Raw genomic sequence first — 13,202 nt, forward strand, 5'->3', positions numbered from 1 at the left:
TGCGGTCGGCATTCTGGTGCTGGAGATACTGCAAGACGAACTCGCCGTCGTTGCGATAGTGACCGGTGTCGATCAGCACTGTTTTGCCAGTCGGGCCGACGACGAGCGTGCCACTGGTTGCCCGACCTTGATAAAGTGGACCGCAGCCGTACCGTTGGCTGTAGTCGCCGACGTCGTCAGTGTCGTGTCTGGCGTGGTAGTCGGCGCAGTGGTGTCGACTGTCGGCGATGCACCCGTAGATCCAGCTAGGAGGACGATAATGGCCAAACAGACCACTCGCACAGACGAAGACTTATGCAGAATGCCATTCGATGAACATTGCAGGTATAGATGTGTGCCCGGCTGAAGTACGCTGAGAGCAGTCAGTCATGAGTTTGCCTATAGTACTGCTTGGCCGGCTGGTGAAGACATGTCTTGCAACGACAGCGAGTGCTGACAAATTTGTGTTTCAGTTTCTGAGTTGCTCACAACTTTTGAGTTGGGATAGTACATTGGTCCCATGCGGGCTCGAACGCCCGTACCTCTGACAGCCCACGGCGACGGCTAGAGGACCATGGCTGGTCGTCGGCGTATCGCTGGGGCATCCCCAGCGATTTTTCATGGACACGCACGTCATTGCGGTAGAATTATACTGTGATCATCTAATTATCTCCTGCAGGCTGTCAGAGGCAATAATAGTGGTCAACAGAGCAGGTGCAGATACTGAGCCTGCTCTGAAATCGCAGTACGGGGAACCACTGGTGGAGTCGTGATCCAAAATCTTCATAAAGTGTACACGGATAGATTCCGTTGCGGACACCGCAGAAGCCATCACTCACAGCATGTCCGCTACCCCTCACTTCCGACCCATTATCATTTAGGGAAAAGTCGAAGGGCACTCCTCGTCCCACAGAGCCGGAAGAATGTCACTCATAGAAGTCGAGTCGTTCAGTGACAGAACCGAAGGCCACATTCTGGGTGACTGACTCGATCTCGACGGCAACGCGTTCTCCGATTTCAGTGTCGGGGACGATGACGACGTAGCCGCGCTCAACTCGTGCCACGCCATCACCCTGATCCCCGAGATTCTCTATTTCGACGCGACGTATCTCTCCTTCATCGACTGGTGGCTGTGGAGCCGCAGTCTCAGCCGACTGCGATGATCTCTCTGACTGCTGGGCCCCGGGATCTGTTGGGATGAGTACGACCCGATAGGTTTTGCCAGCAGTTATAGTCCCAGCGTCAATTTCACTCTCGGGAATCTCGATCATAAACGACTCATCAGCCTCCTCAATGTCGGCGGTAAACAGACTGCGAAGGTGGGTTGGAATCTCCATCTGTGCAAGATATCCTCGTGGTTGTGTGTCAGTGTCGGTCTATTTGAGTCTATTGCCACGGATCTCGAAGCGGTACTCACAGTGACATCCTCCTCGCCGTAAACAGTAGTTGCCGATTCAAATACTGTGACTGACGTGAGTCGGTATTGGATTGGTTCGGTTCACTGTCTTCTCATCGTTATTCGGTAGGTAGCAAAGCGAAGGAACGCCGCTGCCGGCGGCGTTCCTGAGCGTTACCACTCAGAAGATGCATCCTGACCGATTGGCTCGGTCACAGTGAGAAGAGAATTAGCCGTACGCTCGGGGAGCGAAGAACCGACGAAAGATTCGTGTCGAGATCGTCGGCGTCTCTGGCATCTTCCCATCAGAGACGAGAAAATTTGCTAACACCCAGAGATTGTACAAAGCCACAGCAAACAGAAAGTAGAACAACCGCACCGAGAACGTCGTCGCCAACGTTCTTGGGAGAGACTCACCGATCTGCCGGTAGGATGTTTCGATCCCCCACCGCCGTCGAAATGCTTCCGCATACGCGTACGCTGCTTCTGGCTCGATATCGAGATTTGTGACAAACCACACGTGCTCATCGTCGTTTGTCCGGTGAGGGACAGCAAAGACAGTGACTTCGGCTGATGCTCTTGGCTCCCGATTTCGCTGCATCTGGTACTCGTCAACGACCGTCTCAGCGCCGACACTGAGACGGTCTGTCATCCCCTCACTTGGACGAGCGCGGACGATGTAATCGACGTTCAACTGGCTGAGCTCCGCGACGACGTGGACCTGGTAGAATCCCCGGTCAAGAAAGACGTGGCGGAGCGAGACATACTCGCGTGCTGTTTCGACGAGGGTGCGAACGGCTTCGCGCTTGGCGCGAAAGCCGTTCGCCTCCATCGGGAGGACAGCCAACGTGAAGCGGATTCGGGGCGCAACGATACATACTGTCGCAAAACAGTACGCGCGAGTCGTTCCATGATCTGGGTAGGTAGTGAGAACGTGGTCGGTGTCGGCAGTGCTGTAGTAGCGCCATTCGTGGAGATCAATAGCGATATCGACACGGTTGGGCAGGAATCGCCGCTCTCGGAGAATCGTCATCAGTCGGTCGCGGACGCCATCGAACTGAGCGTCGATGGCGTCCGCTGAGAGGCTGCGAAGATTATAGAGAAACGATTTCGCCAGTTGATTGCGAGCCGTCGACGTGACGTTGACAGGCTCGCTCTGATCGAGTTGGTACGTTTTCCCGCCAGTGTTAGCAAACTGCTGTTCGAACGCGATCTGAGAGAGGAGGTTGAGAAACTCCTCTCTAGTGTAGCCACACGGTTTGATGCCGAAATCGAGTTCCGGGTACACCACCGATGAAACTGAGCGACAGACCTGTTTTGCTTCGCTCGTCTCGACCATATGAATCTGGAGAAGTGGCTTTCTGATTAGGTTCGGCAACTACTGTAAACGGCGAGATTCTCTCTTTGAAGAAAGATAGATGGCTCTGTTGAAACCCTTTCGCTGTCTTGCGATTTGCTGAAAAGCCAGTTTCGTATCGGATCCGTCTGATCCGGTCGGAAGATCCGGTCTTCTCAATGTCAACTCTGAAGGGTTTCAACGGCTGTGTTGAATCGCCATAAGGCAGTGGGATTCACTGTTTCACGGCACGCTTGATGTTATAGACGACACACATCAGAGCGATTTCTCTGAACTCACGGAACCAGGAACGCGCTCGCACGGCGAAGCCGAGCGAGCGCTTCACAGCCGAGTTCACAGTTTCTGTCATAGAGCGCTGATTGTAGCGTCGTTTGTCGATTCTAGCGTTGTGAGCGTGGTCGTAGGGAGCGAAGATACGGTGCTTGATGAGCGGTCTGATGCCGAGTTCACGCAGTGCTTCGCGGAGCGCTTGCTTGTCATAGCCTTTGTCGGCCGCTAGAGACCGCAGATCGCCCGCGTTCCGGCGGGCGATCTGCTCAGCGAGATCTGCGTCGCTTCCTTCCCGAGTTGTTGAACAGTGTACGTCAAGAATGGCTTGAGAGTCTGTGTCGACGAGTTTCGTGACCTTCAGCTTCTGTACGCGGTAGCTGATTCGCTGGCAGTAGTGGCGGCTCGCAGCTGAGCGTTCGTAGAATGTAGCGTCGATAGCGGCGTGTTTCGATGGGTCGTGTAGCTGCGCCGACTGGCGCAGCAACACTCGACAAACGCTCATACTGATCCGGTCGAACGCCTTACACAACGTGGATGGAGAGGGGAGATCGGCCGCTTCAAGGCCGATCTCCCCGGTTATTTGTGGCATCTCTTTGAGCAGGTCGATCGTCATTCGGTAGGACGCATCCAGGTAAATCCGCAGACAATGCAGGGAAACGAGAGCATAGTCGGCGAATCCGCCGCCACCTTCCGGGGCGGCGGATTCGTCTCCATCACCGGTAACAACTTGAGCAATCGGCACAATCTCACCAGTGAAGCGGGAGATTTGTGTCATGGACAACCGAATCGTCCCGCTTCAACTCCTTTGATTTAGCGACCTATCCCGACGCCGTCTAGTGATTCAACACAGCCGTTTCAACAAAGCCAGATAGATATATAATAACAAAATCGCGTAAAATCCGTTTTCGTAGACCCTGCTACTAGTGGAAACTATATCATTGTATATGATGTCTAATATGGTAAAAGCGGATAGCTTTTGGCATCTCGATTTCTCTGAACGATACATGTCTAATATAAATCCGTACCAAAGCCTGCGAACTCAGATCGATGAAGCAGCTGAATATTTGGATATCTCAGAAGGGCTACTCGAGCGGCTGAAAACTCCCGAGCGGATACTGGAAACAAACCTGTCTGTCGAGATGGACGACGGGTCGGTTGAGGTGTTTCGTGCGTATCGGTCGCAGTTTAACGGCGATCGTGGACCGTACAAAGGCGGTATCCGCTATCATCCACGGGTAAATCGTAATGAGGTGAAGGCGCTCTCTGGGTGGATGGTCTACAAGACGGCGACAAGCGATATCCCTCTCGGCGGTGGAAAAGGCGGCATTGTTATCGACCCTAGCGGTTATTCTGAGAGTGAACTGGAACGGGTCACGCGCGCGTTTACGGAGGAGCTGACGCCGCTGATAGGGGTTGATCGCGACATACCGGCTCCTGACGTTAACACGGGCCAGCGCGAGATGGACTGGATAAAAGATACATACGAAACACTCGAAATGACGACTGAGCCCGGCGTTATAACTGGAAAGGATCTCGCAAGCGGTGGAAGTGAAGGTCGCGTTGAGGCGACAGGGCGTTCGACGGTCGTCACAGCATCTGAAGCATTCAAATATCTGCTGTGTTGAATAGCGGATCTGGCGTGGTCGGTCGGAGTTTGAGGCGGCTTGTGAGCGAGTGGTGAGAGTGATCTCAAAATCAGGGTCGCTCCACCCGGCTCAGAGGCCGCTATTCAACACGGCACAAATATCTTGATAAGAATCTCGAACAGGCGACAGTGGCGGTCCAGGGTTATGGGAACGCTGGATGGGTTGCGGCGAAACTCATCTATGAGATGGGTGCCAACGTCGTCGCTGTCTCCGACTCTAACGGTGCTATCTACAGCGAAACATCGTTCGATCCCGTTGCAGTCAAGGAGCACAAACGCGAAACCGGTAGTGTCATTGGATACCCAGAATCCGAGAATGAGCTTACGAACGATGAACTGCTTACTCTCGATGTCGATCTGCTGATACCCGCTGCGCTCGAGAACGCTATAGATGAGTCACTAGCGCATGAGATCTCTGCCGATGTCATCTCCGAGGCTGCAAACGGCCCAATCACTCCCGCAGCGGACGACGTTCTCAGTGATCGTGAGACGCTTGTCATTCCCGACATTCTTGCGAACGCTGGCGGTGTCATCGTTTCCTACTTTGAGTGGGTCCAGAACAGGCAGCGCTTCTACTGGTCCGAAGAGCGTGTGAATGAGGAGCTGGACTCGATTATTGTTGAACAGTTTAGGAACCTTGTCGACACCTATGAGGAAAAGAAACTGCCGTCGCTCCGAACTGCCGCTTACGTTCTCGCGCTCCAGCGGGTTATCGATGCCAACGAGCATAGTGGCACTTGGCCGTAGCCGCTGTCTCAGGTAGATAGACAGACACGCCATCCACATTGAAAAACTCGCCCTTGTAGAACGAGGGGAACCAGTGATTCCAGTTGAGTCCTATGGCATGCCTCTCAGCCGCTATCGACGCGTAAAATTCAAATTTATCGTACTCCCGACGTCCCTCCGCAGGCTGCCGATTACACTGGCATCTATGCATATTGAATCAGCTGATCCGAGCATAGAAATCCTGCTTCTATCTAACTCACTTACAAACAGTGTGAGTTGTAGTCGATCACCGAAGAGTGGACAAATATACTCCAGTCGAACATCCGTTGACGGCGTCCAGATACATCAGAAACTCTCCTCACATACAGTATTGACTTCCTCACACAGCTGAACAGTAGTTGATGATTCTGCCGTGTTGAATAGGTGCTGAGTCACGGTTAGAGTGGCTCACAGAGCGGTTCTATGTTGGAGATGGCGAACATAAGGACGATTTCACGGAACTGCCGATACCAGCCCAGCGCTCGCACGGCATCGCCGAGCGAGCGCTTCGTCGTCGAATATGAAGTCTCCGCCATCCAGCGCTGAGAGTAGCCTTTTGCACGGATGAGCGCGTTGTGTCCTAGCGTCAACGGCTTTGACCCACGCTGTAAGATGAGTGGCTCGACGCCAAGCGCGTAGAACTCGTACTTCGTGACCCAGTTGTGGAAGGCTTTGTCAGCAGCCACGGACAGCAGGTCGTCCGCGTTCCGGCGGACGACCTGCGGCCCGGTCTTGGTATCGTGTTTCCACCTGGCAGAGATGTGTACGTCAAGAACGGCGAGCGACTCTCTATCGGTTAGTGTCGTGACTTTCAGCGTTTGGACGTTACTTCCCGACCGCTGGCGGTAGTACGACGAGGCTGAGCGGCGGTCGAAGAACGTGCTGTCGAGTGCTGCGTGGCCGGACTGCGGGTGCTGCTGCGCGGAAACGCGCAGCAGCGCCCGCCAGACCCACATTTTCAGCCGGTCGAACGACTTGTAGATCGTGCTGTAGTCCGGGAGGTCGTCCCGATCTAAGCCGAGTGCGTCACGAATCTCGGCCATATACTTCAGCCGATTCGGCGTTTCACGGTAGCTGTGGCCGTCTTCGAGCCGAAGACAGTGCAGAACGACGTGCTTCCAGCGGGCGAACCCGCCGCTGGCGGGCTCGCCCGCGTGCTTCCCCAACGCTTGTTTGACTAGGTGCCGACACTGCTCAACGAAGTCGAGGAGATCGACTTCCATGGACAGAATCGATTTCCTCGACTTCGTCCTTCTACTCCGTGATATATGCCGATTAGATCGCTATTCAACACGGCAGATGATTCGATCGTGAGACCGCCTCGCTGAGAAGCAAGCGGTCACCACGTCTCAGAGTTGACTCCGTCGTGTGAAGAGTTGGACCAGTTTCTGCCGGCCAAGAACCACTGACGATGGCTGTTCTGGCACTCTTGCCAGTAGCCAGTGGCGCACTGACTTGGGCGGAGCGTCCGAGTCAGTTGCCGAAGATGGCGTTGCCCGTCCGGAATCGGGCCGAGAAACTGCCGGAACAGGGAGGTCGGGAGGACTGAAGTGCTCCCGACCGCCCGATCCGATGCGAGTAACAGGTTCGTCAACACCCACAGATTGCAGAGGGCCACAGCAAACAGAAAGTAGAATAACCGGACAGAGAACGACGGTGACGACGTTTTCGGGAGAAACTCCGTGACTTTTCGGGAGAACGTTTCGATCCCCCAGCGACGACGGTAGGCTTCTGCAAGTGGCTGAGCGACATTACGCGTGACCTCGTGGTAGTGTGACCAGGCAGAAATGATCGTTCTCACGGGAGCGATGTGGCACCACGACGAGCCGGACTGTCGTCCGGCCCGTCGGTGGATTCGACCGCGCCATCTCGTGGTCTACAACAAACGTTTCTTCGTTATGATCGGCGATGAACCCCTGTACTTTCCGTGTCTGTGGTGCACGCACGACGAACTCGTCACCCAGCTCCTCCAGCGCTAAAACGAGGTGGATGCGGTAGAAGCCACGATCGAGGTAGATGCGATTAATATCGACGTATTCCCGGGCTTGAGAGACAAGTTGGCGGATCGCCTCCGCCAACTCGTCGGTCTTGTCACCGTCCAGTGGCACCCACCCAATCGTGAATAGGACGCTCGGGTCCACGATACAGATATTGGCGAACTTGTAAGCACATTCGGTTCCTCGGTCGGGATCAGTCCGGGAGACATGCGGTGTCTCGCTGTCGCCGTAGTACAGCCAGTCATGAATGTCGATCGCAACGTCGACAGGCCGTGAAAACAACCGAGCGTGGATCGCGTGATCAAGCACAGCATCGCGGACGTAGTCGAACTGATCGTCAACCGCGTCCGCTTTCAGTCCACGAAGGAGGTACAGCAGTGCTCGTGCCAACGAATTCCGTGATTCTGTCCCAATACGACGTTGTCACCACAAGCGAGTTGATACGCCTTCGCGCCAGCGTTGGCGAACTCGTTGTCGAAGGTGATCCGAGCGAGGACTCGCTGGAAGTCCTCGCTCGGATAAGTGGTGTTGGCTGCGAGACCGAACTCAAGCTCCGGAAACAGCAGGGATGGGGCTGCCCGACTCACCTGATTCGCATCGGTTGTATCGACCATACCGAGACAGAGACAGCGAGAATAATCGTCTCTCTCCCGCTTCAGCAACTACTGTGAAGGGATGGGGTTCCGCTAGCTTTCTGTCAATCCCCCTGTACGGTCTGTTCACCCCTGTCGGCGGCTGTCGATCGGATATCATCAACCGCCCGCCGAATAGTTAGCCTACTGACAAGTGTGAACCCACTGCCGATGATGAGAAAGCCAAGAACAGTTTCAACACCAATAGTCGTCTCTAAGAGCAGGGTTGAAACGAGCGTCGCCGAGAGCGGCTCAAGATATGCGACGAGTGTGGTTTCGGTCGCCCCGACGTGACGAACGAGTCGAAAGTACAATAAGTAACCACCAGCGCCTGCAATCACAGTAATGTACAGGAGCGAGCCGACTGCTGCTGGGGTAATCGACGAAACTGCCGGAAGTGATTCGCCACGGAGCACACCACACGCCACTAAGAGCGTTGCGCCGACGAGCATCGCCCAGCCCTGGAGTGCCTCCGTAGGCAAGTCTTCATCAAACAGCTGCACGATTACTGATCCGACAGCGAATAGGATCGTACCGACGAACACAAGTCCGACACCGATAGCAGTCAGGGATTGCGGCCCAGAACCTGTCGAGGGCCGGGTGAGAATGATGACACCGATAAGACCTAAACAAAAACCAGCGATATCGGGACGGCCTCGTGACTCCCCGAGAACCGGCACAGCAACGAGTGCAGCAATCACCGGCGACATGGTAGCGACCACTGAGGCGACAGCACCGGAGATGTACTGGGTTCCGAGGTAGAGGCCTGCTTGGAAGCCCCCGAACATGAAACCACCAACCAAGAGGATGGCAACCACTTCTCGGACTGTCTGTGGCCTGACTCTGTCAGTTGTAATCACTGCATAGCCCAGAATGATGCTCCCAGACACGACATACCGGATAGCTGCCGCAGTGAGCGGTGGAATCTCGGCCACCACAACCTCAATAGCTGGGAATCCAGCACCCCAGAAAAATCCCAATCCGATGATTGCGAAGGGGGCAGGAACGCGTGAGCGTGATCTGTTCAGAGCATCCATCATACAAGGCATATTCAGCCCACATCGTGAATAATAGAACTATTACGGCATATCTCCAAACAGAATTCGGAGATTGAGAAGTTATTCCAGATAGCAGTGGACTGCGACAGATTTATTCGAAATTATTCCAAATAGCCCGGATAATGGGACTGGATGAAAAGGACATCAAGATTTTGAAAACATTAGAGGACTTGGAAACAACCAGCACCGAAGCGGTCAGTGAAGCAACTGGGATACCATTGTCAACGATTCACTACCGGCTCAACAACCTCAGAGATACTGGTGTCATCAAAAACGACCGGTTGGATATGGATCTCGATGCAGTCGGGTTGGGGGTGACAATTCTCGTTGAAGTGTTCACAAAAGACGACCAGAATCACACAGAGAGTGGCAAAGAGATTGCCCAAATCGAAGGCGTGACAAAACTATTTTTCACGATGGGCGGGACGGACTTCATCGCGCTGGCCCGCCTCCCGGACAGCGACAGTGTCGAGCGACTTATCTCTGATTTTGAAGACCTGGACGTAGTTAGGCGAACGGACTCAACCTTCGTAATCGAACGGGAACTGGATAACCATTACCCTTTCCAGCAGTATGATGAAGAAACCCTCATCCATGATCTTGTTGATCAATAAGCTCGGGCCGGGATACGAGGGCTAGTGGAAACCTCACCTATCATGAGGAAGACTGTGAGGGTAAGTGCTGTCCACACTAGATCTCTGAATACGAATTTCATCATAGGAGATTGCAAACGTATAGAAATGCTGCGTATAGACCGGTAAACATGGACTTCTCCATTGTCCTCGACGATATCGCGAAACAGGACGCCGATGCACTAGTGAGCGCTGCTGAAACCAACCTCCAGATGGAAGGTGCTGTCGCTGATGCACTTCAAACAAGTGCGAATGGACCGCTTGCTGATGCCGCTGAGTCTCAGGGCCCGCTATCGCTTGGAACTGTTACCGTAACAGACGCCTATGATCTCGATGCTGATTATGTTATCCATGCCGCTTCAACGCCGAGCTATGGAAGTAGACAGGCGTCAGCTGCAAGCGTACGGGCTGCAACCAACTCTGCCCTTACCAAAGCCGACCAGCTTGGCTGTGAATCACTGGTTCTACCAGTCCTCGGTACTGGAACTGCAGGTTTCGAATTCAAGCACGGTGCGCATATCGTCTGCGAAACCGTTTCTGATTACGATCCGTCTACACTCATGGATATCCGGATCATCACAAATATCTCGCGAGAGTATGACTATCTCTCACAGGTTGTAGAAACTCTCTGACCGATCATAAAAACACCTTGATAGCCGATTCTGCGAGTTGGCAAGGGCGCTATTTGTGTTCACAGAACGAGTCTGATCGTGGTCTGAATCTAAATCCGCTATCTCCCAAATCTCGCTCCGGAAGGATTATATACAACGAGCAAATTTGTTTTTTCACGGGCACCACTCCATCAGCCGTACCCCCTAGTGTGTCCGTAATCCCCACCCCTCATCCTGTTGCTTACTGATAGTTTGATGGAAAAGCCCGGTTCTTTCAGAGTAGGCCAGAAGGAACTCAAAATTTGGAGGGGGAATACAGTGCACAAACAGCTGAGTGTTTCCAAATATATTTGATAGGGCCAAATATAAAATGACAGAAAATTATATGAAATTAAAATACCAAACCAAGAGGGATGTGAGGCAAAATCAATTATATGATGCTTTGCTCCTATATTTCTGAAATTGCTAACATAATACCTTATCAAGCCACAAAACACAGAAAAATAGATCCATAATAGGTCGTATAATGACATCATTATATTGAGCTACATATATTATTCGCATTCTCAACGGCCATCCTTTTGAGAAGGATAGTTTATGCACTAATTTTATAATAGTCTTATCTGATTCTATGATATAAGAATCATGAATATAGTCTAATAGCCGTCGTCGAATTTAGTGGTATTTCTAATTACGGCTAAATAGCGAAGATTCAATATATTATAACTGCAATAATAAGATAGTATTTTCCAAGCTGCGACCGGTTACCAAACGAGTTATATTGACCTAACATCAAACATCATTACGATGCTTCAGAGTGCTCTCGAGAGTGATGTATCTCTTGTAGGTAGTACCGCCCCCAAGATCCGTGAAGTGGGGTCTCAGGACGGGTCCGTCATTATCATCCCAGTTGGAAGTGTAGAACAGCACGGACACCACCTTCCTGTTGCCACTGATTCCTTACTCGCGTCGGCAGTTGCAAATGCATCTGGTGAAGCTGTTGCTGAGGAAGTGCCACTACTAGTGGCGCCAGCAGTCTGGGCGGGATATTCCCCACATCATATCTCCTTTGGTGGAACGGTAACTGGGGAGTTCGATACTCTCCACGACCTACTGGAACAAGTTGCAGACTCAGTATTGGAAAATGGATTCGATGCTATACTTTTCCTTAATGGCCACGGAGGGAATACCGCACTCATCGATGCAGCAGTATCAACAGTGGGTCGTACTCACCCCGCTGTTGAGGTCATGGGGTTAACCTATTTCGAGCTCGCTAATTCATTCATTGACGATATCCGCGAAAGTGAGACTGGTGGGATGGCGCATGGTGGTGAGTTTGAGACGTCACTGATGCTCCACTTGTATCCTGATCTTGTCGATGAGGATGATAACCCAGCGGTGAATTGGGAAGAACACTATGACCTGGGCGGCCAGGATCTTCTCGAAGGCGGCCCACTCTCTGTTTATCGACCTTTTGAGGCATACTCTGAGAGCGGCGCAATCGGTAACCCCGTACTCGCGAGTAGTGAGAAAGGAGAACGGATATTCGACGGGCTTAGCGAAGAGCTGAGCACCTTACTAGTCGATATCCATGAATCTAATCTTGACGACTGAAGCAGTGTTACCAGTGGTTCAGCCCCTCTTATAACGGATTAGAATCACGAGTGGAGTCCGGGTTAGCGGAATCGAACCAAACGCTCAACTCTTAGACAGCGCGAACAGGTAGATAGTCTGCAACATCAAGGGAAGCTATGCTTGGAGTATATTTGCATGAAGCTCTTCAGGAACCTCGGTACTTGACTAACCACATCCAGATGATACAGTTACTTCCATCAATACCTTCAGGCCGACATCGGCTACTGGTATGCCGATTCGATAGGCAGCTGCCAGCGTTCGCTCACACGGACGTATCTAATGTCTCCCTGTGAGATCTATGGTTTGCATGGCCAATTCTCACGGTGAACCCTCTTGGTTCTCAGACTCACCTATTAGATTATGCCGCTAAAGGCTACTATGGATTATCAAAGAGGGTCTGACCAGTTCTGTGGTGAAGGAAGTTAATGTGAAGGTTCGCTTTCTAGCTTTTCAGCCCGCCCTCAGTGAGACCCGCAATAATCTGTTTTTGGAAGGTATAGAGGATGATCAGTAGTGGTAGTGCTGCTGAAGTCGCAGCTGCCATCATTTCTCCCCACTGGGTGGTCCGATTTGTCTGGAACTGTTGGATCCCGATCGAGAACGGGGTTACATCTCGGACAGCAAAAATGGAGGAAAAGAGAACCTCGTTAAACGCGATCAAGAAGACGAATAGCCCAGTAGCTGCTAGCCCGGGTACAATCAGCGGGAAGACGATGTGACGTAGAACTTGGACCCTGTTACAACCGTCAATGCGGGCAGCTTCCTCGAGTGCTTCGGGGACAGAGTCCATGTAACCCCACATCATCCAAATACTGAACGGTAGAGTCATCGTAGTTAGCAGATAGATCATTCCGTGATATGTATTCCGCATCGGAAGGTTAACGATATTTTGCACGGACAAGAATATCAAAAATATGGGGAGAAGAATCAATATCCGAGGGATCATCTGAGTGCCGATAATTATACCCGCTATGAACCGATTGCCACGGAAGGAGTACCTCGACAGCGCGTAAGCTCCAAGGCTACCGATGAACAGCGAGATTATTGTTGCGACAGATGCGATAATAATCGAGTTTATGTAGAAGTCCACTAGGGGGATCCGATTCCACATAGAGATATAATTTGTGAATGTTACATATTCAGGTATCAAGCTTGGGTCCTCGCGAATAATATCTCCAGTCCGGCGGAGACTAGACACGACCATCCAGTAGATGGGAGTGGCTGC

General features: G+C 52.3%; 12 protein-coding genes and 2 pseudogenes. 7 read left to right on the plus strand and 7 right to left on the minus strand.

Annotated features, from left to right (window positions below; genetic code table 11):
• Positions 1-346, plus strand: a 346-nt coding sequence (locus tag Hhyl6_RS22440) for a hypothetical protein (protein WP_483741470.1), incomplete at its 5' end; no start/stop codon positions are given.
• A 559-nt stretch (positions 347-905) separates the two neighbouring features.
• On the opposite strand, the gene Hhyl6_RS22445 is transcribed toward Hhyl6_RS22440, so the two are convergent.
• The 3 genes from Hhyl6_RS22445 to Hhyl6_RS22455 all read right to left on the minus strand — a co-directional run bounded on the left by Hhyl6_RS22445 (position 906) and on the right by Hhyl6_RS22455 (position 3,777).
• Positions 906-1,316 (minus strand): TRAM domain-containing protein, encoded by a 411-nt coding sequence (locus Hhyl6_RS22445; protein ID WP_483741471.1) that lies wholly within the window; start codon positions 1,314-1,316, stop codon positions 906-908.
• A 288-nt stretch (positions 1,317-1,604) separates the two neighbouring features.
• The gene (locus Hhyl6_RS22450) at positions 1,605-2,714 is read right to left on the minus strand and encodes a transposase (protein ID WP_483741472.1); all 1,110 of its coding nucleotides are present in this window, start codon (positions 2,712-2,714) and stop codon (positions 1,605-1,607) included.
• A 232-nt stretch (positions 2,715-2,946) separates the two neighbouring features.
• Positions 2,947-3,777, minus strand: coding sequence for an IS5 family transposase (locus Hhyl6_RS22455; protein ID WP_483739087.1), 831 nt, complete (start codon positions 3,775-3,777; stop codon positions 2,947-2,949).
• Between the two features lie 229 nt (positions 3,778-4,006).
• Here Hhyl6_RS22455 and Hhyl6_RS22460 point away from each other — a divergent pair.
• Positions 4,007-4,609, plus strand: a pseudogene (locus Hhyl6_RS22460) (Glu/Leu/Phe/Val family dehydrogenase); the annotation flags it as partial.
• A 134-nt stretch (positions 4,610-4,743) separates the two neighbouring features.
• Positions 4,744-5,394 (plus strand): annotated as a pseudogene (locus Hhyl6_RS22465) (Glu/Leu/Phe/Val family dehydrogenase); the annotation flags it as partial.
• A 416-nt stretch (positions 5,395-5,810) separates the two neighbouring features.
• Here the strand turns inward: Hhyl6_RS22465 and Hhyl6_RS22470 are convergent.
• Positions 5,811-6,635: an IS5 family transposase gene (locus tag Hhyl6_RS22470; protein ID WP_435147964.1), complete on the minus strand. Its 825-nt coding sequence runs from the start codon at positions 6,633-6,635 to the stop codon at positions 5,811-5,813.
• 528 nt (positions 6,636-7,163) lie between these two features.
• A complete protein-coding gene (locus Hhyl6_RS22475) occupies positions 7,164-7,799 on the minus strand; it encodes a hypothetical protein (protein WP_483741473.1) in 636 nt (211 codons plus the stop codon).
• Here Hhyl6_RS22475 and Hhyl6_RS22480 point away from each other — a divergent pair.
• Positions 7,787-8,080, plus strand: coding sequence for a hypothetical protein (locus Hhyl6_RS22480; protein WP_483741474.1), 294 nt, complete (start codon positions 7,787-7,789; stop codon positions 8,078-8,080). The two genes, Hhyl6_RS22475 and Hhyl6_RS22480, sit on opposite strands and share 13 nt — an antisense overlap.
• Before the next feature lie 26 nt (positions 8,081-8,106).
• Here Hhyl6_RS22480 and Hhyl6_RS22485 read toward each other — a convergent pair whose 3' ends face one another.
• Positions 8,107-9,081 (minus strand): DMT family transporter, encoded by a 975-nt coding sequence (locus Hhyl6_RS22485; protein ID WP_483741475.1) that lies wholly within the window; start codon positions 9,079-9,081, stop codon positions 8,107-8,109.
• A 146-nt stretch (positions 9,082-9,227) separates the two neighbouring features.
• On the opposite strand from Hhyl6_RS22485, the gene Hhyl6_RS22490 reads away from it, so the two are divergent.
• The 3 genes from Hhyl6_RS22490 to Hhyl6_RS22500 all read left to right on the plus strand — a co-directional run bounded on the left by Hhyl6_RS22490 (position 9,228) and on the right by Hhyl6_RS22500 (position 11,956).
• Complete coding sequence (locus tag Hhyl6_RS22490) at positions 9,228-9,713, plus strand: Lrp/AsnC family transcriptional regulator (protein ID WP_483741654.1); 486 nt, start codon at positions 9,228-9,230, stop codon at positions 9,711-9,713.
• A 149-nt stretch (positions 9,714-9,862) separates the two neighbouring features.
• Complete coding sequence (locus Hhyl6_RS22495; RefSeq protein ID WP_483741476.1) at positions 9,863-10,363, plus strand: macro domain-containing protein; 501 nt, start codon at positions 9,863-9,865, stop codon at positions 10,361-10,363.
• A 786-nt stretch (positions 10,364-11,149) separates the two neighbouring features.
• Positions 11,150-11,956 (plus strand): creatininase family protein, encoded by an 807-nt coding sequence (locus tag Hhyl6_RS22500; protein WP_483741477.1) that lies wholly within the window; start codon positions 11,150-11,152, stop codon positions 11,954-11,956.
• A gap of 463 nt (positions 11,957-12,419) precedes the next feature.
• Here Hhyl6_RS22500 and Hhyl6_RS22505 read toward each other — a convergent pair whose 3' ends face one another.
• Positions 12,420-13,067 carry a carbohydrate ABC transporter permease gene (locus tag Hhyl6_RS22505; protein WP_483741478.1) on the minus strand — a complete coding sequence of 216 codons (648 nt, stop codon included), beginning with the start codon at positions 13,065-13,067 and terminating at the stop codon, positions 12,420-12,422.
• Positions 13,068-13,202 lie beyond the last annotated feature (135 nt).

It is taken from the genome of Haloarcula sp. H-hyl6, assembly GCF_056934455.1.

What these genes read in the sequence shown, in the direction of transcription:
- Hhyl6_RS22445 (WP_483741471.1), bottom strand. Translation starts at nt 1,316, where the DNA reads ATGGAGATTCCAACCCACCTTCGCAGTCTGTTTACCGCCGACATTGAG.
- Hhyl6_RS22500 (WP_483741477.1), top strand. Translation starts at nt 11,150, where the DNA reads ATGCTTCAGAGTGCTCTCGAGAGTGATGTATCTCTTGTAGGTAGTACC.
- Hhyl6_RS22495 (WP_483741476.1), top strand. Translation starts at nt 9,863, where the DNA reads ATGGACTTCTCCATTGTCCTCGACGATATCGCGAAACAGGACGCCGAT.
- Hhyl6_RS22470 (WP_435147964.1), bottom strand. Translation starts at nt 6,635, where the DNA reads ATGGAAGTCGATCTCCTCGACTTCGTTGAGCAGTGTCGGCACCTAGTC.
- Hhyl6_RS22450 (WP_483741472.1), bottom strand. Translation starts at nt 2,714, where the DNA reads ATGGTCGAGACGAGCGAAGCAAAACAGGTCTGTCGCTCAGTTTCATCG.
- Hhyl6_RS22455 (WP_483739087.1), bottom strand. Translation starts at nt 3,777, where the DNA reads ATGACACAAATCTCCCGCTTCACTGGTGAGATTGTGCCGATTGCTCAA.
- Hhyl6_RS22485 (WP_483741475.1), bottom strand. Translation starts at nt 9,081, where the DNA reads ATGATGGATGCTCTGAACAGATCACGCTCACGCGTTCCTGCCCCCTTC.